General features: G+C 62.5%; 20 protein-coding genes and 1 tRNA gene. 10 read left to right on the plus strand and 11 right to left on the minus strand.

Going from position 1 to position 24897, the window contains the following annotated elements:
- Nucleotides 1-146: 146 nt before the first annotated feature.
- Nucleotides 147-1226 (minus strand): recombinase RecA, encoded by a 1080-nt coding sequence (gene recA, locus ACERHN_RS19330; RefSeq protein WP_415920642.1) that lies wholly within the window; start codon nucleotides 1224-1226, stop codon nucleotides 147-149.
- Nucleotides 1227-1423: 197 nt separating this feature from the next.
- Here recA and ACERHN_RS19335 point away from each other — a divergent pair, with 197 nt between their 5' ends.
- Complete coding sequence (locus ACERHN_RS19335; RefSeq protein WP_415920643.1) at nucleotides 1424-2023, plus strand: gamma-glutamyl kinase; 600 nt, start codon at nucleotides 1424-1426, stop codon at nucleotides 2021-2023.
- Between the two features lie 9 nt (nucleotides 2024-2032).
- Here ACERHN_RS19335 and ACERHN_RS19340 read toward each other — a convergent pair whose 3' ends face one another.
- The 4 genes from ACERHN_RS19340 to ACERHN_RS19355 all read right to left on the minus strand — a co-directional run bounded on the left by ACERHN_RS19340 (nucleotide 2033) and on the right by ACERHN_RS19355 (nucleotide 8046).
- Nucleotides 2033-4225 carry an ATP-binding protein gene (locus ACERHN_RS19340; protein ID WP_415922774.1) on the minus strand — a complete coding sequence of 731 codons (2193 nt, stop codon included), beginning with the start codon at nucleotides 4223-4225 and terminating at the stop codon, nucleotides 2033-2035.
- Between the two features lie 233 nt (nucleotides 4226-4458).
- Nucleotides 4459-5616, minus strand: coding sequence for an RsmB/NOP family class I SAM-dependent RNA methyltransferase (locus ACERHN_RS19345; protein ID WP_415920644.1), 1158 nt, complete (start codon nucleotides 5614-5616; stop codon nucleotides 4459-4461).
- A gap of 33 nt (nucleotides 5617-5649) precedes the next feature.
- A complete protein-coding gene (gene guaB / locus ACERHN_RS19350) occupies nucleotides 5650-7098 on the minus strand; it encodes an IMP dehydrogenase (RefSeq protein ID WP_415920645.1) in 1449 nt (482 codons plus the stop codon).
- A 75-nt stretch (nucleotides 7099-7173) separates the two neighbouring features.
- Nucleotides 7174-8046 carry a hypothetical protein gene (locus ACERHN_RS19355; RefSeq protein WP_415920646.1) on the minus strand — a complete coding sequence of 291 codons (873 nt, stop codon included), beginning with the start codon at nucleotides 8044-8046 and terminating at the stop codon, nucleotides 7174-7176.
- Between the two features lie 123 nt (nucleotides 8047-8169).
- On the opposite strand from ACERHN_RS19355, the gene speB reads away from it, so the two are divergent.
- The 7 genes from speB to ACERHN_RS19390 all read left to right on the plus strand — a co-directional run bounded on the left by speB (nucleotide 8170) and on the right by ACERHN_RS19390 (nucleotide 14527).
- Nucleotides 8170-9123: an agmatinase gene (gene speB / locus ACERHN_RS19360; protein ID WP_415920647.1), complete on the plus strand. Its 954-nt coding sequence runs from the start codon at nucleotides 8170-8172 to the stop codon at nucleotides 9121-9123.
- 201 nt (nucleotides 9124-9324) lie between these two features.
- A complete protein-coding gene (locus ACERHN_RS19365) occupies nucleotides 9325-11361 on the plus strand; it encodes an ASKHA domain-containing protein (RefSeq protein ID WP_415920648.1) in 2037 nt (678 codons plus the stop codon).
- Nucleotides 11358-11780 carry a hypothetical protein gene (locus ACERHN_RS19370; protein ID WP_415920649.1) on the plus strand — a complete coding sequence of 141 codons (423 nt, stop codon included), beginning with the start codon at nucleotides 11358-11360 and terminating at the stop codon, nucleotides 11778-11780. The genes ACERHN_RS19365 and ACERHN_RS19370 overlap by 4 nt, the downstream gene beginning before the upstream one ends.
- Nucleotides 11777-12616, plus strand: a complete 840-nt coding sequence (locus ACERHN_RS19375; protein WP_415920650.1) for a class I SAM-dependent methyltransferase — start codon at nucleotides 11777-11779, stop codon at nucleotides 12614-12616. Before ACERHN_RS19370 ends, ACERHN_RS19375 begins: the two co-directional genes overlap by 4 nt.
- A gap of 36 nt (nucleotides 12617-12652) precedes the next feature.
- A tRNA-Gly gene (locus ACERHN_RS19380) sits at nucleotides 12653-12726 on the plus strand.
- Between the two features lie 87 nt (nucleotides 12727-12813).
- Nucleotides 12814-13104, plus strand: a complete 291-nt coding sequence (gene nrtS / locus ACERHN_RS19385; protein ID WP_415920651.1) for a nitrate/nitrite transporter NrtS — start codon at nucleotides 12814-12816, stop codon at nucleotides 13102-13104.
- 127 nt (nucleotides 13105-13231) lie between these two features.
- The gene (locus ACERHN_RS19390; protein WP_415920652.1) at nucleotides 13232-14527 is read left to right on the plus strand and encodes a sensor histidine kinase; all 1296 of its coding nucleotides are present in this window, start codon (nucleotides 13232-13234) and stop codon (nucleotides 14525-14527) included.
- On the opposite strand, the gene ACERHN_RS19395 is transcribed toward ACERHN_RS19390, so the two are convergent.
- From ACERHN_RS19395 to zwf, 4 genes are all read right to left on the minus strand, one after another.
- On the minus strand, nucleotides 14524-16149 hold the full coding sequence (locus ACERHN_RS19395) for a long-chain fatty acid--CoA ligase (protein ID WP_415920653.1): 1626 nt from the start codon (nucleotides 16147-16149) through the stop codon (nucleotides 14524-14526). The two genes, ACERHN_RS19390 and ACERHN_RS19395, sit on opposite strands and share 4 nt — an antisense overlap.
- Nucleotides 16150-16236: 87 nt before the next feature.
- Nucleotides 16237-17811, minus strand: a complete 1575-nt coding sequence (gene pgi, locus ACERHN_RS19400; RefSeq protein ID WP_415920654.1) for a glucose-6-phosphate isomerase — start codon at nucleotides 17809-17811, stop codon at nucleotides 16237-16239.
- A 4-nt stretch (nucleotides 17812-17815) separates the two neighbouring features.
- On the minus strand, nucleotides 17816-18484 hold the full coding sequence (gene pgl, locus ACERHN_RS19405; protein ID WP_415920655.1) for a 6-phosphogluconolactonase: 669 nt from the start codon (nucleotides 18482-18484) through the stop codon (nucleotides 17816-17818).
- Nucleotides 18481-19923, minus strand: coding sequence for a glucose-6-phosphate dehydrogenase (gene zwf / locus ACERHN_RS19410; protein WP_415920656.1), 1443 nt, complete (start codon nucleotides 19921-19923; stop codon nucleotides 18481-18483). Before zwf ends, pgl begins: the two co-directional genes overlap by 4 nt.
- 224 nt (nucleotides 19924-20147) lie before the next feature.
- Here zwf and ACERHN_RS19415 point away from each other — a divergent pair, with 224 nt between their 5' ends.
- Nucleotides 20148-21095, plus strand: a complete 948-nt coding sequence (locus ACERHN_RS19415; protein ID WP_415920657.1) for a radical SAM protein — start codon at nucleotides 20148-20150, stop codon at nucleotides 21093-21095.
- Nucleotides 21096-21169: 74 nt separating this feature from the next.
- Here ACERHN_RS19415 and ACERHN_RS19420 read toward each other — a convergent pair whose 3' ends face one another.
- Complete coding sequence (locus ACERHN_RS19420) at nucleotides 21170-21439, minus strand: usg protein (protein ID WP_415920658.1); 270 nt, start codon at nucleotides 21437-21439, stop codon at nucleotides 21170-21172.
- A 192-nt stretch (nucleotides 21440-21631) separates the two neighbouring features.
- Between ACERHN_RS19420 and gyrA the strand changes: the two genes are divergently transcribed.
- On the plus strand, nucleotides 21632-24364 hold the full coding sequence (gyrA, locus tag ACERHN_RS19425; RefSeq protein ID WP_415920659.1) for a DNA gyrase subunit A: 2733 nt from the start codon (nucleotides 21632-21634) through the stop codon (nucleotides 24362-24364).
- A 132-nt stretch (nucleotides 24365-24496) separates the two neighbouring features.
- On the opposite strand, the gene ACERHN_RS19430 is transcribed toward gyrA, so the two are convergent.
- Nucleotides 24497-24859: a hypothetical protein gene (locus tag ACERHN_RS19430; RefSeq protein WP_415920660.1), complete on the minus strand. Its 363-nt coding sequence runs from the start codon at nucleotides 24857-24859 to the stop codon at nucleotides 24497-24499.
- Nucleotides 24860-24897: the final 38 nt, after the last annotated feature.

A 24897-nucleotide genomic window follows, 5' to 3' on the forward strand; every position in this document is an offset into this window, starting at 1 on the left:
TGGGTCGCTCTGACATAGCGCTGCGCCGCGGCGGTGTCCACAAACGAAACAGGGTGCCGCCGTCGCGACACCCCGTCCCGAGTATTGTCCGCACCACGTCTGATGCGCCAGGGGCGTTCCGGGCCGAGCCCCCCGTGCCCGTCCGGTCAGGCCTCGAGGATATCGTCGTCCTCGACCTTTTCGTGTTCGGGCATCTCGAAATCGAGCCCGTGGGCGGCGCGAATCTTGTCTTCGATATCGAGCGCGATGCGGCTGTTTTCCTTCAGGAAGGTCTTGGCGTTTTCACGCCCCTGCCCAATCCGCTCGTCGCCATAGCTGAACCATGCGCCCGCTTTCTCGACCACGCCCGCCTTGACGCCGAGGTCCAGCAGCTCGCCCATTTTCGAAATGCCTTCGCCGTACATGATGTCGAACTCGACCTGCTTGAACGGTGGCGCGACCTTGTTCTTGACAACTTTGACGCGGGTGGCGTTGCCCACCACCTCGTCGCGGTCCTTGAGCGCGCCGATTCGGCGGATGTCGAGGCGGACGGAGGAGTAGAACTTGAGCGCGTTGCCGCCCGTGGTGGTTTCGGGCGAGCCGAACATGACGCCGATCTTCATCCGGATCTGGTTGATAAAGATCACCATGCAGTTCGAACGGCTGATGGACCCGGTCAGTTTGCGCATCGCCTGGCTCATCAGGCGGGCCTGCACGCCCACGCTGCTGTCACCCATATCGCCTTCCAGCTCGGATTTCGGCGTGAGCGCCGCAACCGAATCGACGATGACCATGTTGACCGCCCCCGACCGCACCAGCGTGTCAGTGATTTCCAGCGCCTGTTCGCCTGTGTCCGGTTGCGAGATCAGCAGCTCATCCAGGTTCACGCCCAGCTTCTTGGCGTATTGCGGATCAAGCGCGTGCTCGGCATCAACAAAGGCGCACACACCGCCCGCCTTTTGCTGTTCCGCGACGCAATGCAGGGTCAGCGTGGTTTTACCAGAAGATTCAGGGCCATAAATCTCAACAATCCGGCCCATGGGCAGGCCACCAATGCCAAGCGCGATGTCGAGACCAAGGCTGCCCGTAGAGCTTGCCTTGATATCCTGGACCGCGCCCTCGTCGCCCAGTTTCATGATGGAGCCTTTGCCGAACTGCCGTTCGATCTGCGCCAAAGCGCTGTCCAGCGCCTTTTGTTTGTCTGCGGATTTCTTGTCTGTCATGGTCAAAAGGTCTGCCGTCGCCATTGATTTGGTCCTTTGTGTCATACCCCGGACGGGGCGGCAATTGGTGCCGTGCTGCTGCGATGTTCTCCTTGCGTTCCTTATGAGATCAAAAAGAGAACATTTCAATAAAATTCTCTGTACCTACCTTTTGCGGCAGAGGGTTAAGGAGTAGTTTACGCTGAAGAATAAATGGCATCTGAAACGTCGGGGTTGCGGGCATGTTGGTGTTTTACAAGGCAAATCTGGTGTTCTTGTCGGTTCCTAAAACGGGAACGACCGCCTATGAAGACGCGTTGAAGCCGTATGCCGATATGGTGATCCTAGAACCGCCGATGCTGAAACACGCCCCGGTCTATCGCTACAACCGGTTCATGCGGCCCATGTTTCTCAAGGTGTGCGACACCGATCCGGAGATCATGGCAGTGATGCGCGAGCCCATCAGCTGGCTCAGCAGCTGGTGGCGGTATCGGCAGCGGCCATTCATGAAGGACAAGCCCAACGCGACCCACGGCATCAGCTTTGACGACTTCGTGCTGGCTTACATGAAGGGCAAAAAGCCCGGTTTTGCCGATGTGGGCAGTCAGGCACGGTTTCTCGAAACCCAGCCGAACGGCACCGGTGTGACCCACCTGTTTCGGTATGAGACGCAGGAGCGGTTGCAGCAGTTTCTGTCCGAGCGCCTTGGCGTCACCTTTCAGCTCGAACGGCACAACGTCTCGCCCGCGATCCCGGCAGAGTTGTCATCAGACGTCGAGGCCCGGTTTCGCCGGAAATTTGCAGAAGAATTCGCGCTTTACGACAGCATTCCCGCGACGTGAACGCGCCCCTCAATGCAGCTGTCGGTGCACAGTTTCGGCAAGATCATTGAGCGAAAACGGCTTTGGTAGAAAAACGGAGTTCGGGATCCGCTCTTGTTGTTCGTTCAACTTGTCCTCCGCATAGCCCGACACAAAAACCACCCGTACATCTGGCCGGTCTTCCAATGCCTCGCGCACCCAACTGGGACCGTCTTTGCCCGGCATCACGACATCCGTCACGAAAAGATCCACGTTCAGCTTTTCATCTTCCAGTGTTTTCAACGCGGCCTCGGCACTGTCGGCCTCCAACACGGTATAGCCACGCAGACGCAGCGCGCGGCTGGCAAAGGCGCGCACGGGTGCCTCATCCTCGACCAGAAGGATCACCCCGTCACCGTTCTTTGGGCTTGCCGCCTTGGCCTTGGGCGCCTCGACAAGCGGTTTCGGCGTGGTGCGTTCCAGCACCGGGAACATGATCGAAAAACAGGTCCCTTTGCCCACACGGCTGTCGACAAAAATGAAACCACCGGTCTGTTTCACAATCCCGTAGGCCGTCGACAGGCCGAGGCCCGTGCCTTCGCCCGTGCGTTTCGTGGTGTAAAACGGCTCGAACACCTTCTGGAGCTTGTCGGCGGGAATGCCGACACCTTCATCAATCACACGAAGACAGACATATTGGCCCACCGGCACCGAAACACGGTCGCGTTCCAGCGGTTCATTCAGCGTCACACATTCGGTTTCAATCTTGATCTCGCCCCCCGACGGCATGGCATCGCGCGCATTCACGACCAGGTTCATCAACACCTGTTCCAGCTGCCGTTTGTCTGCGCGGATCGCCTTGAGCACCGGATCATGCGTCAGGGTCAGACGCACCTTTTCCCCGACCAGCCGGTTCAGCAAATGCGTCAGGTCCGCCATCGTATCGCGCAGGTCCAGCTCTTCGGTGCGCAGGGTCTGTTTGCGCGAAAACGCAAGCAATTGGCCGACCAGTGCGGCCGCGCGGTTGGCGTTCTGGTTGATCTGCATGAGATCACCGTAATCGGCATCCCCCTGATCGTGCCGCAGCAGCAGCAGATCGCAATGCCCGGAAATCGCCGTCAGCAAGTTGTTGAAATCATGTGCAACGCCGCCCGCTAGCTGGCCAATGGCCTGCATCTTCTGGCTTTGCACAAATTGCGCCTCAAGCGTTTTCAATTCGGTCGCATCCGACAGAACCGCCAAAACGGACGCTTTGCCGTCATCGTTCATGCAGTTCAGCGCGACCTGAACAAATGTCTCCTTGTCGGTGCGTCGCAACCGCAGGAATTCGCTTTGCTGCACGGCGCGCCCCGATACCGTTTCGGCCAGCCAATCCCCCAAGGGCCGCCCGAGCCCTTCCATCAATTCGTGCAGCAGCGCGCCTTTCTTCAGCCCGTTGCCCACAAGGGACGCTGCCATGCGATTGAACTCCTGCACCTCGCCGTCGGTGGAAAACCGGACCAGCGGCACGGGCAAATCCTCAAAGCATTGCCATGCATTGCCCTGCGCCGTTTCAGGTGGCGGCAACAGGTACAGCGCGCGGCGTCCGGCACCGGCATCCACGGCACTGACCAGAACATCAACACCGCCCGATTGCGTGGTGACAGAGTTTACCGACCCAAGCGCCACCGGCATCCCGTCAAAAAGCGCGTCAAGCGTCTTGGCCCGGTGCCCCGTCAGCGCGCGCGCCGCATCGTTCATATAGAGGATCGCGTCCGTCCGCCCCAGCATGATCATCGGCAAGCCCGGGCCGTCTTGCCCCCGCGACGTCTCCGCAACGGGTTCCAGCCGCCACAAAAGCCGGTCTTCGCCCATCTGATGCACCGCGAGCCGCACCTGACCGCGTCGGGTCACAATGTCCTCACGCGCAGCCCCGTCAACATCGGCCACGCCCTTGAGCCGGAACAGGATGCCCCCGGGATTTGCAAAGGTCGACCGCAGCGTACCGGCAAGGGTTTCACCCCGGCGCGTGCCATATTGCGTGCGCGCGGCGGCGTTCGCCTTGATCACTTCGCCATCGCCGGTGCACACAAAGCTGGGCGCGCTGTCCTTTTCGATAAAGCCTGACACCGCCTCCAGCGTGCGGTCCTGCTGCGAGCGGTCGCGCCGCACGATCGCGGTCAGTCCCAAGCCAAGCAGCATCAGCGTCCCGGCAGCGGTGAGCATACCCATCTGGATCAACGGTTCCGGCGCGAGCACACCCATTATCCCAAGCAACACGGACGCAACCAGCAGGCTGCGCCCCCTCGCGGGACCGGATCTGGCAAAACGGACAAGACTGTGAGAGCCTTTGGCCTGCGCTGTCACGTGGCACCTCCTCAGGGGTCGAATCATCGATACCGTTTTGCGCTGCCAAGAGTTAATCACCACTTAACCACAGCGCAGGATGCGATCTGACCGGCAGGCTATCGCTTAACTTCAGGTTGTGTCAAATGCTGCTATGCGCGCAAAAGTCGTGCCATGAAGAACCCGTCGCCCCACCCGTCAACCGGCCAGTGCCACATCTCATCGCACCGCCAGGCAGGATGCCGCTCCACAAACCGTTCGATTTGTTGGAAATTCTCGACGTTCAGAATGGAACAGGTGGCATAATAGAGCGCGCCACCGGGGGCGACGTGATCCACCGCCGTGTCCAGAATATCCGCCTGCAGGTCCACCAGCGACTGTAGTCGCTTTGGCGTCAACCGCCACTTGGCCTCCGGCGCGCGGCGCCAGGTGCCGGCACCACTGCATGGCGCATCGCACAGGACAACGTCGAACTCGGTCAGGCCCTGCACCATATCCGGCGTGCAGATGGCGATCCGGTGGGTCCCGCGCGCCGCACGCGCTGGCAGATCCCGCATACGCTCTGCATCGGCATCATGCGCCGTCACATCCCAACCGCGCGCGGCCAGCGCCAGTGCCTTGCCCCCGCCCCCCGCACAGAAATCCAGAGCACGTCCCTGCCCGGTGACCTCTGCCATGGCGACCTGACTGGCGGCATCCTGAAGCTCCACCGCGCCCGTTTCATAAGCGTTGGACAAACGGACCCGCCGGGCGCCGGTCTTGACCGTCAGTGCGGTGGTGGCACGCGGGTTCGGGACGGTTTCGATACCCTCGGCGCTCAGCGTCCCGGCCACCGTTTCCACATCCGCGATGGCCGTATTCACGCGCAGCGTGACCGGCGCGCGGTCCTGCAAGGCGCGCGCCGCCGCATCCGCATCGCCCCCCAGCGACACATCGAAATGCGGCAAGAGCCAATCCGGCAGGTCCACCGCATCCCCGCGTTCCTGCGGCACCGACCCGGCGCTGCGTTCGGCGTCGGTCAAAGCCGCTGGCGCATGGCCTTGCCCGTCAAACATTGTGGACGGGTCAACGCCTGCGCCGCGCAGCCTGCCGATCATACGGGCACGCCCGGAGGTGCCACCACCGCGCACCGCATCGCTGCGCCAATGGCGCAGGTGGTCAAAGACGTGATCGCGGATTGCGGCGCGGTCCTTGGACCCGGCAAAACGGCTGCCCCGCGCCCAGCGTGTCAGCGCCTGTTCCGCAGGCGTGCCGTCCACGATCCGGTCGATGATCTCGATGGCGGCGGCAACCCGCGCGCCCGGCGTCATGCCGTCGACCTGTCAGGTCGGACCGCAACCCGTTCACACACCACGGTAATTCGGCGCTTCGCGGGTAATCTGCACATCATGCACGTGGCTTTCCTTGAGACCGGCGCCGGTGATCTTGACGAATTTGCAGTTCTTGCGCATCTCATCCACGGTGGCGCAGCCGGTATAGCCCATCGCGGCACGCAGGCCACCCACCAGCTGGTGCAGGACCGTACCCGCAGGCCCCTTGTAAGGCACCTGCCCTTCGATGCCTTCGGGCACCAGCTTGTCACTGGCAGCGTCCTTCTGGAAATACCGATCCGCCGATCCGCGTGCCATCGCACCCAGCGAACCCATCCCGCGGTAGGATTTGAAGCTGCGCCCCTGATACAGGATAACCTCGCCGGGGCTTTCATCCGTTCCGGCAATCATCGATCCAACCATCGCGCAAGAGGCACCAGCGGCAATCGCCTTGGCAAAGTCGCCCGAGAATTTGATGCCGCCATCCGCGATGACCGGCACGTCCCCCGCGGCGGCCGCGCAATCCATGATCGCGGTCAGCTGTGGCACACCCACACCCGCCACCATCCGCGTGGTGCAGATGGACCCAGGCCCGATCCCGACCTTGATCGCATCGGCACCGGCATCGATCAGCGCCCGCGTCGCTTCGGCGGTGGCCACGTTCCCGGCGACGATCTGGACCTCATTCGACAACGCCTTGGCCCGGCGCACGGCCTCGGCCACGCCCTCGGAGTGTCCATGTGCGGTGTCGATCACCACCATGTCGACGCCCGCGTCCACAAGCGCTTCGGTGCGCTCAAACCCCGCATCGCCCACGGTCGAGGCTGCCGCGACGCGCAACCGGCCAAGCTCGTCCTTGCACGCGGTCGGGTTGAGCACGGCCGTTTCCGTGTCCTTCAACGTCAGCAAACCGGTCAGCTTGCCGTTCGCATCCGTGACGAGCAGCTTTTCGATGCGCCGTGCCTTCATCAGGCTGATCGCTTCGTCCCGGTCCGCCGGTTCGCGTAGAATCGCCAGATCATCGCTGGTCATCATCACACGCACGGGCGTGTCATCATGGCCCGCAAACCGCATGTCGCGGTTGGTGACAATGCCAAGAACGCGACGCTCCTCATCAATCACGGGAAAGCCGCTGAACCCATAGCGCTCTGCCAAAACCTTGGCATCGGCCAGCGTCTGGTCCGGGGTGAGCGTAATGGGGTTATAGACGATGCCGGATTCGAACCGTTTGACGCGGCGCACTTCCTGGCTTTGCGCGGCGATGTCGAGGTTGCGGTGCACAACACCCATACCCCCGGCCTGCGCCAATGCAATGGCCATGCGCGCTTCGGTCACGGTGTCCATTGCGGAACTGAGCAAGGGGATGTTCAAATCGATCCGCCGCGTCACGCGGGTGCGCGTATCTGCCGTGGCCGGCAGCACATTGGAGGCCCCGGGGACCAAAAGAACATCATCAAAGGTGAGCGCCTCGCGAATCTCCATGGGGGTCTCCTTGGGAGGGTTCGTTTGGCAGTTTCCTATTTCATGAGAGCCTGTGAATGGAAAGAGGCAATCGGTTCACCATCCGGCTGGCGGATTGCCCGCCGCCACATCGGCTGCAATTGCCATCACGATGTCGGCAAAATTGGTGGCAGGTGCTGCAACCTCCCAGCCCCCTGTCGCCGCAGGCCGGTGATAGGACCGCCCGCGCAAAGACAAAAGCGCCTGACGCGCCAGCTGCGCGTCGGTGAAGTCCGGGACCGCATAGCCCGCCGCCCGCATCGTGGCCGGAAACGCCGCAGCCTCCGCCCATGCGGCATCAAGGATCGCCTTGCGCGCTGCGATGTTTGACTTCCAGTTCCAGAGATCCGGAACCCCTGCCGCGACGATATCCCCAACGCCAAACCCGCCAAACCGGTTCGACGTCTTGGGCGCGCCGTCTGCTGCAAACTGTTCAAAGGCGTTCAGACGAAAGACCGCTGCCTCATAAACCGGCTGCCCAATTTCTGCGCGCACCTGCGCGGGCGTCGGGTTCTTTCCCAGGATGGTAATCGTGCGGTCAAAGGTCCCGGTCTGACCATTGCTGAGCCGGTAGGTGTAGCGGATCGCGGTATCGCCGCCGCGCACGTCATCGGATGCGTTATGCGAAAAACTTGGCTGGCACGCGTTTCCGGTCCAAGCTTGACTGCGTGTCGCGCTGTCCTTTCGGCCAAGGCCCGAATAGGTGACCGTGTATTGCGCCACGATCTCGATAAAACGGACGCGGCAATTGCCCGTATCGGCATTCGTGGTGATCACGCAAGGCCGTGCCTCCGCGATGTTACCGCAACGGGTCGCGCGGGCCATTCCGCTCAACTGAAATGTGACATCCACCGCATCATCGGATTGTGCGTGCCCGGCGCCGGGCACAACACACCAGACCGAAAGCAGGAATACGTAAATCAAATGCATAGGTGGCTCCAATGAAATCAATATGCCCACATTCTGAGGTCGGTCCGGAACTATGTCCAGATCGACTTGCACTGCGAGAAGAGAGGGACCACCATGTTTTGACTGCAAAGGGAGCGACAGGACATGGCACATGGATACGAGAGCGGTCGGCTGAACCTGCCTTTTGTGGGGATCGCCACATTCGGCAAACGCCCATATGTCGATGACTGGTCTGCGCTGGCGGCGGATGTGGCGATCCTGGGCGCGCCATTTGATGCCGGCACACAGTGGCGCTCCGGCGCACGGTTCGGGCCACGGGCGGTGCGCGAGGCATCGACGCTGTTCAGCTTTGGTCATGCAGGCGCCTATGATCATGAAGACGATGCCACATACCTGCCCGACAGCGTGCGCATCGTAGATATGGGCGACGCTGACATCATCCACACAGACACCGAAGGCAGCCACGCCAACATCGAAACGGGCGTGCGGGCCGCGCTCGCCGCGGGCGCCCTGCCCGTCACCATTGGGGGCGATCATTCGGTCAACATTCCCTGTATCCGGGCCTTTGAGGATCAGGGACCCATTCATATCCTGCAGATCGACGCGCATCTGGATTTCGTGGATGAACGGCACGGTGTGCGCCACGGGCACGGCAATCCAATGCGACGGGCCGCGGAATGTGACCACGTCACCGGTTTGACCCAAGTGGGCATCCGCAATGTCAGCTCGACAGCCAAGGAAGGCTATGAAGACGCCCGCGCCATGGGCTCTGACATCCTGTCGGTGCGCCAGGCCCGCGCGCTTGGTCCGCAACGGGTGATCGACCGCATACCCAAGGGCGCGCGGCTCTATATCACGATCGACATCGACGCGTTCTGCCCCTCCATCGCCCCCGGGACCGGCACACCAAGCCATGGCGGTTTTCTGTACTACGACGTGCTGGAAATGCTGCAGGCCGCTGCACGGGATCATGACATCGTCGGCATTGATCTGGTCGAGGTCGCACCCGACTACGATCCAACCGGCAGCACAGCCATCCTCGCGGCTCAGGTCCTGATGAACCTGCTGGGCTTTATTTTCCACGCACGGACCGGTTGAGCGCGGCCCTCCGGGGGGAGTTTTTCTTGCGAGATGAAGATGGATCGTGGTCTTCATCTCGCCAAGTAAACTCCCCCCGGAGGGTCGATTTCAACGGGTCCGCGCAATGAACTGACGCGCATCGGTGGTCACGTGTCGTGCTTTGACTTTTCCTTTGTCCGCAGACACCTATGCTAGGCCGCACAAGCAAAGAGGCGATCCATGAGCACCGATCCACTTGTAGTCTTCACACCCTCCGGCAAGCGCGGGCATTTTCCGGTCGGGACGCCGATACTGACGGCCGCGCGACAGTTGGGTGTCGACCTCGACAGCGTCTGCGGCGGGCGCGGCATCTGCTCGAAATGCCAGATCACGCCGAGCTTTGGGGAATTTCCCAAACACGGTGTCACGGTGGCGGACGACGCGCTGTCGGCATGGAACAAGGTTGAGGAACGCTACAAATCCAAGCGCGGGCTGATCGCGGGACGGCGTCTGGGGTGCCAGGCCACGGTGCAGGGCGACGTGGTAATCGACGTGCCCCCCGAAAGCCAGGTCCACAAGCAAGTCGTGCGCAAACGCGCCGAGACGCGCGACATCACCATGAACCCGTCCACCAAGCTTTTCTATGTCGAGGTGCGCGAACCTGACATGCACGACCCGTCCGGTGATCTGGAACGGTTGGTGGCCGCGATCGAAGCCGATTGGGGGGTGACCAACATCCACGCCGATCTGCACATCCTGCAAGAGCTGCAACCGGCCCTGCGCAAGGGCGATTGGAAGGTCACGGTCGCCGTGCATCTGGGCGATGATGAAAACGCGCCGCGCATCATGCATGTCTGGCCGGGATACTATGACGGGACGGTCTATGGCCTCGCCGTGGACCTCGGCTCCACCACGATTGCCGCGCATCTGTGCGACCTGTCCACTGGCGAAGTTGTCGCCTCTTCCGGTCTCATGAACCCGCAGATCCGCTTTGGCGAGGACCTGATGAGCCGCGTGAGCTATGGCATGATGAACCCGGGCGGCGCCGGTGAGATGACAACGGCCGTGCGCGAGGGCCTGAACGCCCTGATGACACAGATCGCGATCGAGGCGCATATCGACAAGACGCTCGTGGTGGATGCGGTCTTTGTCTGCAATCCGGTCATGCACCACCTGTTGCTCGGCATTGATCCGTTTGAACTGGGGCAAGCGCCCTTTGCACTGGCCACATCCGACGCGCTGCGGCTGCGGGCGGATGATCTGGACCTGAACATCCACCCATCGGCGCGCGTGTACCTGCTGCCGTGTATCGCGGGGCATGTGGGCGCTGATGCGGCCGCCGTTGCGCTGAGCGAGGCCCCGGACAAGTCCGACGACCTGGTGCTGGTGGTCGATGTGGGCACCAATGCCGAAATCCTGCTGGGCAATCGTGAAAAGGTCCTGGCCTGCTCTTCGCCCACCGGGCCTGCGTTTGAAGGCGCGCAGATCACCGCCGGGCAACGCGCGGCACCCGGTGCCATCGAACGGGTCGAGATCGACCCCGTCACAAAGGAGCCGCGGTTCCGCATCATCGGGGTCGATCTGTGGTCCGACGAGGACGGCTTTGCCGAGGCCGCAGCGGGATCCGGGATCACCGGCATCTGCGGGTCGGGCATCATCGAGGCGATTGCCGAGATGCGTCTGGCCGGTTTGCTGGACGCCTCGGGCCTCATCGGTTCGGCGGCGCAGACGGGCACCGAACGCTGCGTGCCGGACGGGCGCACCCAAGCCTACGTGCTGCACGACGGATCGGCGACCGGTGGGCCGCGCATTACCATCACCAACCCCGACATCCGCGCCATTCAAATGGCCAAGGCCGCGCTCTATTCCGGGGCGCGCCTGCTCATGGACAAGTTCGGTGTGGATGACGTGGACCGCGTGGTTCTCGCCGGTGCCTTTGGCGCGCATATCTCCCCCAAACACGCCATGGTGCTGGGCATGATCCCGGATGCGCCGCTGGACAAGGTCACGTCCGCAGGCAACGCGGCGGGCACCGGAGCGCGCATCGCGCTGCTCAATCGTGAGGCGCGCGGCGAGATCGAAGAGACGGTGCGCCGCATTCACAAGGTGGAAACGGCCATCGAGCCGCGCTTTCAAGAGCATTTCGTGAATGCCTCCGCGCTGCCCAATTCGGCCGATCCGTTCCCGATCCTGCGCAGTATCGTGGACCTGCCCGATGTCAGCTTCAACACCGGCGGCGGTGAGGATGGTGGGCGCAGGCGCAGACGGCGCGCATGAAGGCGGTTGCGCTGATCCTTGGCCTGCTCGGCACACCGCTGGCCGCGCAATCCGTGATCCCGCAGGGCACGGGCGACGCGCCCTTGCGCGCCGCACTGGCGCAACCGGGGCTGATCATCGACGGGATCAGCACATGGCCCGTGGACTGGGACGGGGTGCCGCCGACGGATCTGCTGGTCCAGACTGTCTATGCCAGTGCTGCGGGCGGCAACGCCAGCGGTCTGGAATACCGGATCGTCACACCCACACCGACCGGTCCCACCCTCGGCGACACATTCGTTTTGCCGGGCAATGGCATCAAAGAAGTGCAAACGCATCCGCAGGGCGCGCTGCTGATCCAGTATCTGTACCGCGATGGCGATCCGCGATGCTGCCCCTCAGGCCTGATCTCCACCATCCTGAGCCGGGGTACACCATGACCAACGCAGACCAACAGGAATTCTGGACATCGGCGGCCGGGCCCCGCTGGGTTGCGCTGCAGGCGGAAATGGATGCCCTGCTGGGGCCGGTGCTGGACGCGGTGATGACACGCGCCGCCCTGATCGCGGGCGCGCGCGTGCTGGATGTGGGGTGCGGCACCGGGGACAGCGTAGCGCGCATCGCAGACGCCGTGGGCGCCACAGGTCACGTCACCGGCGCCGATATCTCGCAAACGATGTTGCAACAGGCCCGCGATCAGCTCGGGCACCTGCCACAGGTCACGCTGACCCTCGCCGATGTGCAATCGCATCAGTTTGAGACGCCGTTCGACGCGATCCTGTCGCGCTTTGGTGTGATGTTCTTTGATGATACGGTCGCGGCCTTTGCCAACCTCTGGGCGACACTGGCACCCGGCGGGCATGTGGTCATGGCCGCGTGGGGACCTGCGCCGGACAATCCGTGGTTCATGGAACCTGCATCGGCCGCCCGCGCCGTGCTTGGACCGATGCCCAAAGTGGACCGCACCCTGCCCGGCCCCTTTGCCTTTGAAGATGCCGACCGCGTAGTCGCCATGATGCAGGCCGCTGGCATGGCCGCGCCCGCGGTCGAAACCTTGTACATGGACCTGACCCCGACAGGCACCGTCGAGGAAGCCGCTGCTTTGTGTTGTGACATTGGACCGGCTGACAGTGCCCTGAAATACTTTGACGCAAGCGATCAGGACCGCGCCGCCGTCCGGGACGCAATCGCCGCGCGGTTCGCGCCGTTCGACGGGCCGGAGGGTTTGCGCATCCCGGCCTGCATCCACCTGTTTGAGGCGCGCAAACCCTCTTGACGCCTGCCCGGCCCTCGCCTAACCAGACGCCCTGGCGCGGGTATGGTGAAAAGGTATCACGGCAGCTTCCCAAGCTTTAGTTACGGGTTCGATTCCCGTTACCCGCTCCAGATGTTTCCCCTCGCGTCCTGTCACGTCACCGTGTGCTGCCCGTCTGCGCGCTTGCGCTTGGAGACCGAGTGGTCCAGATCAAGACCATGATCCAAGCCACCGTTCCTCTCCCCTCCTTCTGGTCCATTGCCCTTGCGCGCAAGACCGTGATGCGGGCCGGGCGCATTGCGCTGATTGTCGGGGTGGTGATTGCACTGATCAACCATGGTGACCGGATGGCCACCGGACAGATGGACGCCGTGGGATGGTTGAAATGCGTGATGACCTTTCTGGTGCCCTATTGCGTTTCCACCTACTCCTCGGTGCAGGCCGTGCGGGATCGGCTGCGCGAAGAGGTCACCGACGGTCACGCGCTGCGCCATTCTACATATGGTTGAAAAATAACAACTTAATGCATCAACGCTGGTCAAATATGCAATCTGCGGTAAGGTGACGTTAAGCCACGTCATTGCGTGGCAGTGACGAGTATCCTGGTCCCCAGCCCTTTTATTTGATACGCGTTTGATGCCGGATTCCGCACGCATAACCGCTATTTTCGAGGACGCGCGCAACACGGGCCGCGTTCTCAACCTGGAATTCATGATCCGTTTGCTGTTGGTCGTCGCGGCATGCACCTGTGGGTGGCTGCTGCTTGGGCTGAACGTGCTGCCTGTTTGGGTGCTGACCTACTATGCCTGTGTGCTGCTCGAACGGCACATTGTTTCGCGGCCCATCGGGCGCAACCCCAAGGCCTCCTTTGCCCTGCTCTGGGTGGCGAGCTTCTTGCTCGCGTCGGTCTATGCCATTCTGCCGGTTTACGTTTGGTTCATGGACCACGACGTGTGGAAGTTCGCGACCGGTGTGTTGCTGACCGGTGCGGCGCTGAACATCTTTCTGCTGCGCGCGCGTCATTGGGTGCTGGGGCTGGCGTATCTGATCCCGATCTCCTGCGCGACATTTGTCATTGGCACGTCGTTCTTCGTCGGCCCGTGGGGCGGCCCGTATTTCTGGTCCGTCATGGTCCTGTGCGTGTGTCTGGCGATCTATTTTGGCGTGTGCCTGTGGGAAGCGGATCGGGCCAATCAGGAACTGAAGGAAACGCGCGAACAGTTCCTGCAGGCCCAGAAGGTCGAGGCATTGGGCACGTTAACCAGCGGAGTGGCGCACGATTTCAACAATCTTCTCAGTGTGATACAAGGCAATCTTGAACTCCTCCAGACCTATCCCGAAGCACCGGATCGCCGTGATTTCCTCGAAGCGGCCCTGACCGCATCACGACGGGGCGCGCGGCTGACCCGGCAATTGACCAGCTACGGGCGCAAGGCACCCATGTGGCCCACCCGCGTCGATCCCAAGGACGCGGTCGCACGGCTGGAGGAGATTGCCGCACGGGTCCTGCCCGCCAACATCACCTTGCAGCTGCATAGCCCCCCACAGGTGGGCGAGATCCTCATTGACGACACCATGCTGCACTCTGCCCTGCTCAACCTGATGATCAACGCCCGCGACGCGATGCCCGACGGTGGCAACCTGACGGTTGAGGTCTTTGACACGATCAAACCGCCTGACGCGCTGCAGCTTTCAGCGACGCTGGACTATATGGCGTTTGTCGTGCGCGACACGGGCACTGGCATACCGCACGATATCATCGACAAGGTGCGCGACCCGTTCTTTTCGACCAAGCCCACCGGACAGGGCAGCGGGCTTGGGCTGGCCATGGTCTGCGGCTTTGCGGTGCAGTCGGGCGGCGATGTGGACATCGAAAGCACGCCGGGTGCAGGCACGACCGTGCGGCTGTACCTGCCCCGCGCGGGGGACTAGCCGCCCTCTACCAGCACGTCGCCGTGCGCCTCGCGCAGGTCCCGTTTCAACACCTTGCCGGTTGCGTTGCGCGGCAGGCTGTCGACAAAGATCACCCGGTCCGGCACCTGCCATTTGGCGATCTGACCGTCATAGATGGCCAGCACGTCGGCCTCGCTGGGCGTTGCACCTTCGGCGGGCACAACGATCAGAACCGGCCGTTCGTCCCACTTTTCATGGCGCGCGCCGATCACGGCGGCATCGGCCAGTTGTTCGTGGCCAAGCGCGATGTTTTCCAGATCCACCGAGCTGATCCACTCGCCACCGGACTTGATGATGTCCTTGGACCGATCCTTGATCGACAGATATCCGTCAGGGTCCAGCGTCGCCACATCCCCCGTCGGGAACCAGCCGTTTTCCAGCGTGCTTTCGATGCTCTTGCGGTAGTAATTGCTGAGGATCCAGTGCCCGCGCACGTGCAAATCGCCTTGCGTCTCGCCGTCTTCGGGCAATGTGTTGCCCTGATCATCGACAATCTTCATCTCGACACCCCACGGGGGCCGGCCCTGGTTCTCGCGCAAGGCCTGTTGTTCCGCGACCGGCAGGTCGAGGTGCTTGGCCAGCGGCTGGTTCGACGTGCCGAGGGGCGACATCTCTGTCATGCCCCACGCATGGATCAGCTCTACGTCATAGCGGTCCCGGAAGGTGGCAATCATGCTTGGTGGGCAGGCCGACCCGCCCACAACAGTCCGCTTGAGCGTCTCAAGACCGGACCCCGCCGCCTCTGCCGCGCCCAACAGACCCTGCCAGATCGTCGGCACGCCCAAGGCGATGGTCACCTTGCAGCTGTCGATGAGCCCCACAAGGGACGGCCCGTCCAGCCCCGGACCGGGCAGCACCAGACGCGCGCCCACCTGCGCACAGGCATAGGGCGCGCCCCACGCGTTCACATGGAACATCGGCACCACGGGCAGCACGACATCACGCGCAGAAAACCCGATACAGTCGGGTGTGTTCGACGCAAACGCGTGCAGAACGGTCGAGCGGTGGGAATAGAGAACCCCTTTGGGGTGTCCGGTTGTCCCGGACGTATAACAGAGCGACGATGCGTCATTTTCGTCCAGCGCGGGCCAGTCGAACCCCGGATCGCCCTTGGCAATGAGCTCATCGTAAAACAGCAGGCCCTCGATTTCGGCCGCCAGCGCGTCGTCCCGCCCTTCCATGAGCACGATGTATTCGACGTCCGGTATCTGTGGCCGGATCGCCTTGACCAGCGGCACGAAAGTCCGGTCGATGAACAGCACGCGGTCCTCGGCATGGTGGATGATATAGACCAGCTGTTCCGGAAAGAGGCGTGGGTTGATCGTGTGACAGACATAACCGCCACCCGAGACGCCAAAGTAGATCTCGAGATGCCGCCGGTTATTCCACGCGATGGTGCCGCAGCGGGTCTGTGGCCCCAACCCCAGCTGACCCAGTGCATCGGCCAGACGCCGTGCGTTCGCGCTGACCGCGGCCCAGCTTGTCTCGACCACGCCCCCGGCGGTTTCCACCGACCAGATGCTGGTGCTCCCGTGATAGCGTGCGGCGTGATCCACCAGTGACGAAATCGTCAGGGGATAGTTCATCATCTGCCCGTGCATGCGCGCCTCCCAACTTCATGATCCGGTTTCACGAGACTGCATTGCGCGCAGGCGGGGGTGCAAGTGGATTCGCGCGAAAAGCGCCGGTCAGGCGCGCGCGCGCAGCCAACCGACAAGCGCGCGTGTCGACGCGTCCTTGTCCTCTGCCGAGGCGGTCCCGTCGATCACCGGCTGCAACGCGGTGGCCAGTTCCTTGCCCAGCTCCACGCCCCATTGGTCAAAGGAATTGATGCCGAGGATCACGCCTTCGACGAACACGCGATGCTCATAAAGCGCGATGATCTGGCCCAGCGTGAACGGGTCCAGCTGTTCATAGACCAGCGTGGTCGAGGGCCGATTGCCGTCAAACACCCGGTGCGCGGCCTGCCGCTCCAACTCTGCGCCCTCAAACGCCCCGGCCACCTTGGCGCGCGCCTCATCAAGGCTGCGCCCCATCATCAGCGCTTCGGATTGCGCGAGGCAATTGGCCATCAAAAGCGCGTGGTGATGGGCCAGTTCTGGCTCATGACCGCGTGCGGCGACCATGAATTCGCACGGGATCACGGACGTGCCCTGATGGATCAGCTGATAAAACGCATGCTGCCCATTCGTGCCCGGCGCGCCCCACACAACGGGGCCGGTGTCCACGGGCACGCGGCTCCCATCCATCGCCACGGATTTGCCGTTTGATTCCATCTCAAGCTGTTGCAGATACGCGGGCAACTGCCCCAGACGCTGGTCATAGGGCAGCACCGCGCGGCTGGCATAGCCGCAGACCTGCCGGTGCCAGATGCCCACCAGCGCCAGCATGAGGGGCATGTTGTCGGTGCCTTCTGCTGCGCGGAAATGACGGTCCATCTCCTGCCCGCCGCGCAGGAACGCGCGGAACCCATCTGCGCCAATGGCGATCATCAGCGACAGACCAATCGGACCCCACATGGAAAAACGCCCGCCGACCCAGTCCTCAAAGCCAAAGACGCGTTCAGGCGGGATGCCAAAATCCGACGTCTTCTCAAGGTTCGTGGACAATGCCGCAAACTGCTGCGCCGGATCACCGCCATGATCCAGCATCCACGCGCGCGCGGTGCGCGCATTGGTCATCGTCTCAATGGTCGTGAACGTTTTGGATGCGACAATGACCAGCGTCGTTTTTGCATCGAGGCCCCGCAGCACGTCCGCAATATGCGCGCCGTCCACGTTGGACACGAAATGGACCCGTGGCCCGTCATGATAGGGACTAAGCGCCTGGACGGCCATCGCAGGTCCAAGGTCGGACCCGCCGATCCCGATATTGACCACATCCGTGATCGCGCTGCTGCGGACCTCGGCCGCATAGGCCTCCATCCGGTCCAGCGTGTCCAGCACGCCCGGCATCACGTCCTGCCCGTCAACCATGACCGGATCGCCGTCGAGGTTGCGCAAGGCCGTGTGCAGCACGGCGCGCCCTTCGGTCTCGTTGATGGCAAGTCCTTCGAACATGGCCGCACGACGTTCGGCAACGCCGGCGTCCTGGGCCAACGCCAACAGCATGTCCCGGGTGCCCGCGTCGATATTGGTCTTGGCATAGTCAAACCGCATCGTTGCCGTTTCGACGGCAAAGGCTTCTGCCCGCGTCCCATCAAAGAGGTCGGCAATCCGCCGCCCCTGAACCGACGCCGCCTGCGCCTTCAGCGTGTCCCACATGGCCCTACTCCGCCCAGTGTACTGTCATATTGTCCAACACCGCGCGCACGGGCGCCTCCAGCGGATCAAGCGTCATCGCCTGCTCCAGTGCCGCGCGCTTGTCCGCGCCAAAGATCACCAGATGTTTGGACATCGCGCCCGCCAGCGCGGGTCCGGAAAAGGAAATGCGCGGCTCCTGCCCTTCGACAGTCACGGGAACCACCAACGGCGCATCCGCCCGCAAAATATCGGCAAGCCCCTCCGCACCGGGAAAGAGCGACGCGGTATGCATGTCCGCGCCCATCCCCAAAAGCAGCAGCGATATGGGCATCTCTTCGGCCAGATCATCCGACAGGACCGGCGCCGCCTCCTCCGGCATCATCCCGTCGCGGTAGAACGGCACAAATTTCGCCCCGGCGGCCCGTTCCACCATCAGCCGTTCCTTGATCAGCTTCCCGTTGGAGCGGTCGTGATCCTCCGGCACCCACCGTTCATCGCTGAGCATCACATGCACGCGGTCCCATTCCAGATCCGCGGCGCACAGCGTGTCAAAGATCGGCCCCGGCGTCGTCCCGCCCGGCACCACAAAGGACGCCCACGGATGGATCAGCAGACAGTTCTTCAACTCACTGGCCAGCACATCGGCCAGCCCCATGACCAGCATGTCGCGGTCGGGATATGTCTGCAGTTTCATGGGGCCACCTCTCTCCAGACGCGGCGGTCGCGCGCCAGCAATTGCACCGCATCACCGGGCCCGTCACTGCCCGCCTCATACGGTTTTGGCACGTCGCCGCGGGTTTCCCAGCCGGTGATGATCGGATCGGTCCACGCCCAGGCCGCTTCGACCTCATCCCCGCGCATGAACAGCGTCTGGTTGCCCCGGATCACGTCCATGATCAGCCGCTCATAGGCATCCGTGGTGTCGCCCGCATCGCTCAACGCCTCGGCAAAGGACATATCCAGCGGCACATCGATCAACCGCATGCCGCCCGGCCCCGGCTCCTTGATCGTGACGCCAAGCGTGATGCCCTCGTTCGGTTGCAACCGGATGGACAGCACATTGCGATGCTCGCCGCCGTCGCCAAAGATCGAATGGTTCAACTCCTTGAACACCACCGTAATCTCGCTTGACCGGGCACGCAGCCGCTTGCCCGTGCGCAGGTAAAAAGGCGTGCCCGCCCACCGCCAGTTCGAGATGCCGACCTTGAGCGCCACATAGCTTTCGGTGCGCGACCGCGGATCACCCGCCGCCTCGCGGTAGCTGGGATTGTCCGCACCCGCTTCATACTGGCCGCGCACGATGTGATGCGCCTCGACCGGATCAAGCGCCCGGATCACCTTGAGCTTTTCGTCCCGCACGGCATCCGGGTCAAACTTCGACGGCGGCTCCATCGCGATCAGGCACAACAGCTGCATCAGGTGGTTCTGCACCATGTCCCGCATCGCACCCGATTTGTCGTAATACTCACCGCGCCCGCCCACGCCAACCGTCTCGGCCACGGTGATCTGGATGTGGTCCACATATTGCGAATTCCACAGCGGCTCAAACAACATGTTGCCAAAGCGGACCGCCATCAGGTTCTGCACCGTCTCTTTCCCAAGGTAATGGTCGATCCGGTAAATCTGCCCCTCGTCGAAATAGGCCGCCAGATCGCGGTTCAGCGCCTTGGCCGACGCCAGATCGCGGCCAAAGGGTTTTTCCACGACGATCCGGCTGTCCTCATCGGTCAGCCCGTGTTGATTGAGCCGCTCGGCCAGATCGCCAAACAGGCTCGGCGCAACGGAAAAGTAGAACGCGCGCACGACAGTGTCGCGCATCATCGCGGCCATCTCGCGCCAGCCGTTTTCGCCACGCGCGTCGATGGTCACGTAATCCAGCCGCTGCAAAAATCCGTTCAGATCATCCTGCGGCGTATCACCGATGAACTCTGCTACCGCTTCGGCGACAAAGCTGCGGTATCCTTCGGCGTCCATATCACCCCGCGCAGCCCCGATCACGCGCGCATCCTGCGGCATCTGCCCCGCACAGAACCGCCGATAGAGACCGGGCAGGATCTTGCGCCGCGCCAGATCGCCGGTGCCGCCAAATATCACAAGGTCAAAAGGCTCAACCGGGATAACGCGCGAGACCATGACATGCTCCTTAAAATGTTTGCGCTATCTGTAACAGATTCAATTCACTATACAACGCCGAACACGGGTCAAACCGCACGGCAAAACACAGCACGAAACATGGGGCCGCAGCGCTTTGCCTGCGAGCCTATCACAAAGCCGTCAAAGCCCAAACGGCGGCTTTTCTCTTGCACCCGTTCGACCTACCTCTACCGTCACGCCAAGCTGACACCGGAAAGACCACGATGAAAGACCTCGCCCTTGCCAATGTCGGCAAGTTCCAAGACCCCGACGTGACCGCCAAAGGCGAAGCCCGCGCCAAAGTGTCCCTGACCCACCCCGAAACGCTGTGGTTTAATACCGGCACGCTGTGCAACATCACCTGTGCGAACTGCTACATCGAAAGCTCGCCCACCAATGACGCGCTGGTTTACATCACCGCGGACGAGGTGTCGGATTACCTCGCCGAGCTTGAGGACCGGAAGTGGGACGTGCGCGAGATCGCCTTTACCGGGGGCGAGCCGTTCATGAACCCTGAAATCATCGAGATGCTGCGCCGGTCGCTGGCGCGCGGCTATGATGTGCTGGTTCTGACAAATGCGATGTCCCCGATGATGCGCCCCAAAATGCAGGACGGCATCACCGCCCTGATCGCAGAATTCGGCGACACACTCACCTTCCGGATCAGCCTCGATCACCACGCGGGAACCGTACACGACACCGAACGCGGTGCGGGCGCCTTTGAAAAGACACTGCGCGGGATGCGCTGGCTGCGGGATGCAGGGGCGCGGATGGCCATCGCGGGCCGCATCGAAATGGCCGAGAGCGAGGCCGAGGCGCGCGCAGGATACGGTGCGCTCTTCGCGGCGGAAGGGTTCGACATCGATCCCGCCAATCCCGGCATGACTGTGCTGTTTCCCGAAATGGACGCCGCCGTCGAAGTCCCCGAAATCACCACCGCCTGCTGGGGCATTCTGAACAAACACCCCGACGCGGTGATGTGTTCCTCGTCGCGCATGGTGGTCAAACGCAAGGGCGCGGCCGCGCCGGCTGTGCTCGCCTGCACCCTCCTGCCTTACGATCCGCAGTTCGAGATGGGCACATCCCTGAAAGACGCCGAAGCGGACGTATCGCTGAACCACCCCCACTGCGCCAAATTCTGCGTCTTGGGCGGCGCGAGCTGTTCGGCCTGAGGCGCACCGCCTCTGCGATGCCCAATAAAACATGGCGTGCGCCTGAAAGGCGCTCCTTTTGGTAACACCCCGGCTCAGTTCAGATAGAACTCGCCCGTCACGTTCCGCCACTCGCCCGCACGCACCATCTTGCGGTGGGTGAACCGCACCGAATGCAGCGGCCCCTCGATCTGCGCCTGCCAGAACGCAATGAACGCGAAAAGCTTTGGATGATCCGGCGCCAGGTCGTAATCCTGCCAGACAAAGCTGTTCAGCACATTGGTGTAATCCGGCATGCCATAGAACATCTCCGCCGTGGTCAGCCCGTACCCTTTCAGCATCAATTCCGTTTCGCTCTGCACCATCTGCACCCTCGCTTTTTGTTGTCCTTTCCGCCATTCCGGCACATCAGGAATTAATTTCCAATGAAAACAGTTAATTAGCACCGCAGGCAGGCGGCTGCTGATAACGCGGGGCTTCCGCCATTGCACCTTATCTGCTGTTTCTGATAGACTGAAACGCAACATATAGCTACGCGACAGAACGGGCAGATCAACGTGAACGACACGCCACAACCCCCTGAAAACGATGATGATTTGACGCCAGACCGGCCCGCGTATGACGGGCCGTCCGTCTCCATCGAAGATGAAATGCGCACGTCCTATCTGGATTATGCGATGTCGGTCATCGTTTCGCGCGCGATCCCGGACCTGCGCGATGGTCTGAAACCCGTGCACCGCCGCATCCTCTATGCCATGCACGAGGTCGGCAACACGCACGACAAACCCTACCGCAAATCGGCACGCCCCGTGGGCGATGTCATGGGGAAATACCACCCCCACGGCGACAGCGCGATCTACGACGCACTTGCCCGCATGGCGCAGGATTTTTCCATGTCGCTGCCCCTTCTGGATGGTCAGGGCAACTTTGGCTCCATGGACGGCGATAACCCCGCCGCCATGCGCTATACCGAAGTGCGCATGGACAAGCCCGCCGCCTATGTTCTCGCCGATATCGACAAGGATACGGTCGATTTTCAGGACAACTATGATGGCAAGGACCGCGAACCGTCCGTCCTGCCCGCGCGCTTTCCGAACATGCTGGTCAACGGCGCGGGCGGCATTGCCGTGGGCATGGCGACGAACATTCCGCCTCACAACCTGGGCGAAGTGGTGGATGCCTGCCTTGCCTTGATCGAGGACCCGGACCTCAGCTCCGAACAGCTGATCGAATACGTCCCCTGCCCTGACTTCCCCACGGGCGGCATCATGCTGGGCCGCTCCGGCGCGCGCAAAGCCTATCTCGAAGGGCGCGGCAGCGTCATCGTGCGCTCCAAAACGCGCGTCGAAGAGCTGCGCAAAGACCGCTACGCCATAATCATCGACGAAATCCCCTATCAGGTGAACAAGGCCACGATGATCGAGCGCATCGCCGAGGCTGCGCGTGACAAGCGGATCGAGGGCATCGCGCATGTGCAGGACGAATCCGACCGCAACGGCGTGCGCGTGGTGGTCGAGCTGAAACGCGACGCCACCGCCGAGGTTGTCCTGAACCAGCTCTTCCGGTTCACGCCGATGCAGACTTCCTTTGGCTGCAACATGCTCGCCCTGAACGGTGGCCGACCGGAGCAGCTGACCCTGCGCCGCTTCCTCACCTCATTCCTCGACTTCCGCGAAGAGGTTGTGATCCGCCGCACCGCGTTCGACCTGCGCAAGGCCCGCGACCGCAGCCACATCCTCTGTGGTCTCGCCGTCGCCGTCTCCAACGTGGACGAAGTGGTCGCCACCATCCGCGCCTCTGCTGATGCCGCCGAAGCGCGCGCCAAGCTGATGGAGCGCCGCTGGCCCGCCGCCGAGATCGAAGGCTACCTGCGCCTGATCGACGACCCGCTGTCGAAAATGCACGACGACGGCACCTATAACCTCACGGAAATTCAGGCCCGCGCGATCCTTGATCTGCGCCTGCAACGCCTGACCCAGATCGGGGTCAAAGAGGTCACGGATGAGCTCGAAGAGCTCGCAGCCAAGATCAAGGAATACCTCGAAATTCTGGGCAGCCGCGAACGCATCATGGGCATCATCGCGACCGAGCTGAACGAGGTCAAAGACCTCTTTGCCGTGCCCCGCCGCACCGAGATCGTCGACTGGTCCGGCGACATGGAGGACGAGGACCTGATCGAGCGCGAGGACATGGTCGTGACCGTGACTTCCGGCGGCTACATCAAACGCACCGCCCTCGCCGATTTCCGCAGCCAGAAACGCGGCGGCAAAGGCGTGTCGGGTATGCAGACCAAGGAAGAGGACGTGATCACCACCCTCTTCGTGGCCAACACGCACACGCAACTACTGTTCTTCACCACCGATGGCATGGTCTACAAACTCAAGACCTGGCGCCTGCCGCAAGGGGGCCGGACGTCCAAGGGCAAGGCGATCGTGAACATCCTGCCCATCCCCCAAGGCGTCAGCATCGCCGCCATCATGCCCGTGGACCGGGACGAGGACGACTGGGACGATTTGCAGGTGGTCTTTGCCACCGACCACGGGACGGTGCGCCGCAACAAGCTCAGCGACTTCACCAACGTGATGCGCAACGGCAAGATCGCGATGAAGTTCGAGGGCGACAGCGAAGGCTGGTCCCTGATCAATGCCCGCATCGCGTCCAATGAGGACGATGTGATGCTGGTCACAAACTCGGGCCGCGCGATCCGCTTCCGCGCCGATGATGTGCGCGTGTTCAACTCCCGCGCCTCCACCGGTGTACGCGGCATCAAGCTGTCGGGCGATGACCGCGTGGTGTCCATGTCCGTGATCCGCCATTTCGAGGCGACATCGGACGAACGTGCCGCCTATCTCAAGATGCGCCGGGCCATGGCGGGCCTCACGGAAGAGGTCTCCGACGACGAAGAGGCCGTTGCCAACCCAAGCGTGGAAATCGACTACCCCGCGATGTCTGCCGCCGAAAACCTGATCCTGACGATCACCGCAGGCGGCGCGGGCAAGCTCAGCTCGTCCCACGACTATCCCCTCCGCGGTCGCGGTGGCATGGGTGTGACGGCCTGGGACAAACGGATGCAAACCGGCGATATCGTTGCGTCCTTCCCGGTTGAGATGGACGATCAGATCATGTTGGCCACGTCCAAGGGCCAGTCGATCCGCGTGCCCGTCGACGGCATCAGCTTCCGCTCGCGCAGCGCGGGCGGGGTCAAGGTGTTCAACACCGGCAAGGGCGAAGAAGTCGTCAGCGTCGCCTGGATCGCAGATCAGGGTGACGAAGAAGACGCCGAAACCTGACGATCACAACCCGCGCGACCTATAGCTGCGCGGGCTCAGGGTTCAGATATCTCCAAACATGTCGTGCGGGCCACGGGCCCGCTCCGCAGGATCAACTGCGCGGCGGTCAAAGGTTCCGCCGCGCCTCTCTGCTTACGGCGTGCCGGTTGTGGTTGTCGTCGTGCCGTCCGATCCCGACACCAGCGCAATCGCAATGATGCCCGCACCGATCGCGCCACCGACCCCAAGTGTGCCCCCTTGCAGCGCGTTTCCACCGGTCGTTGACCCGCCAGCGGTGGCCCTGCGACACAGGCGCGTGGGCGTCCCGTCCACGGTCACGATATCCGGACGGCAATTATAGGCCTGACCATTCGCCCCAACGACGCGCACGGAATAGGTCTGCACGCCCGACGCGCCCTCGACGCTCGCTTGCGTTGTCGCAACAGTCTGCGCCTGCGCGTCAGCCACTGCGAATACCGACGCGGCAACAGCCACAGTAATCATAAAACGGTTCATGGTTGATCCTCACCCATTGGTTACACTGCCAAACGGTA

It is taken from the genome of Tateyamaria rhodophyticola (genome assembly GCF_047777875.1).
In the GTDB taxonomy this organism is placed as follows: Bacteria; Pseudomonadota; Alphaproteobacteria; order Rhodobacterales; family Rhodobacteraceae; genus Tateyamaria.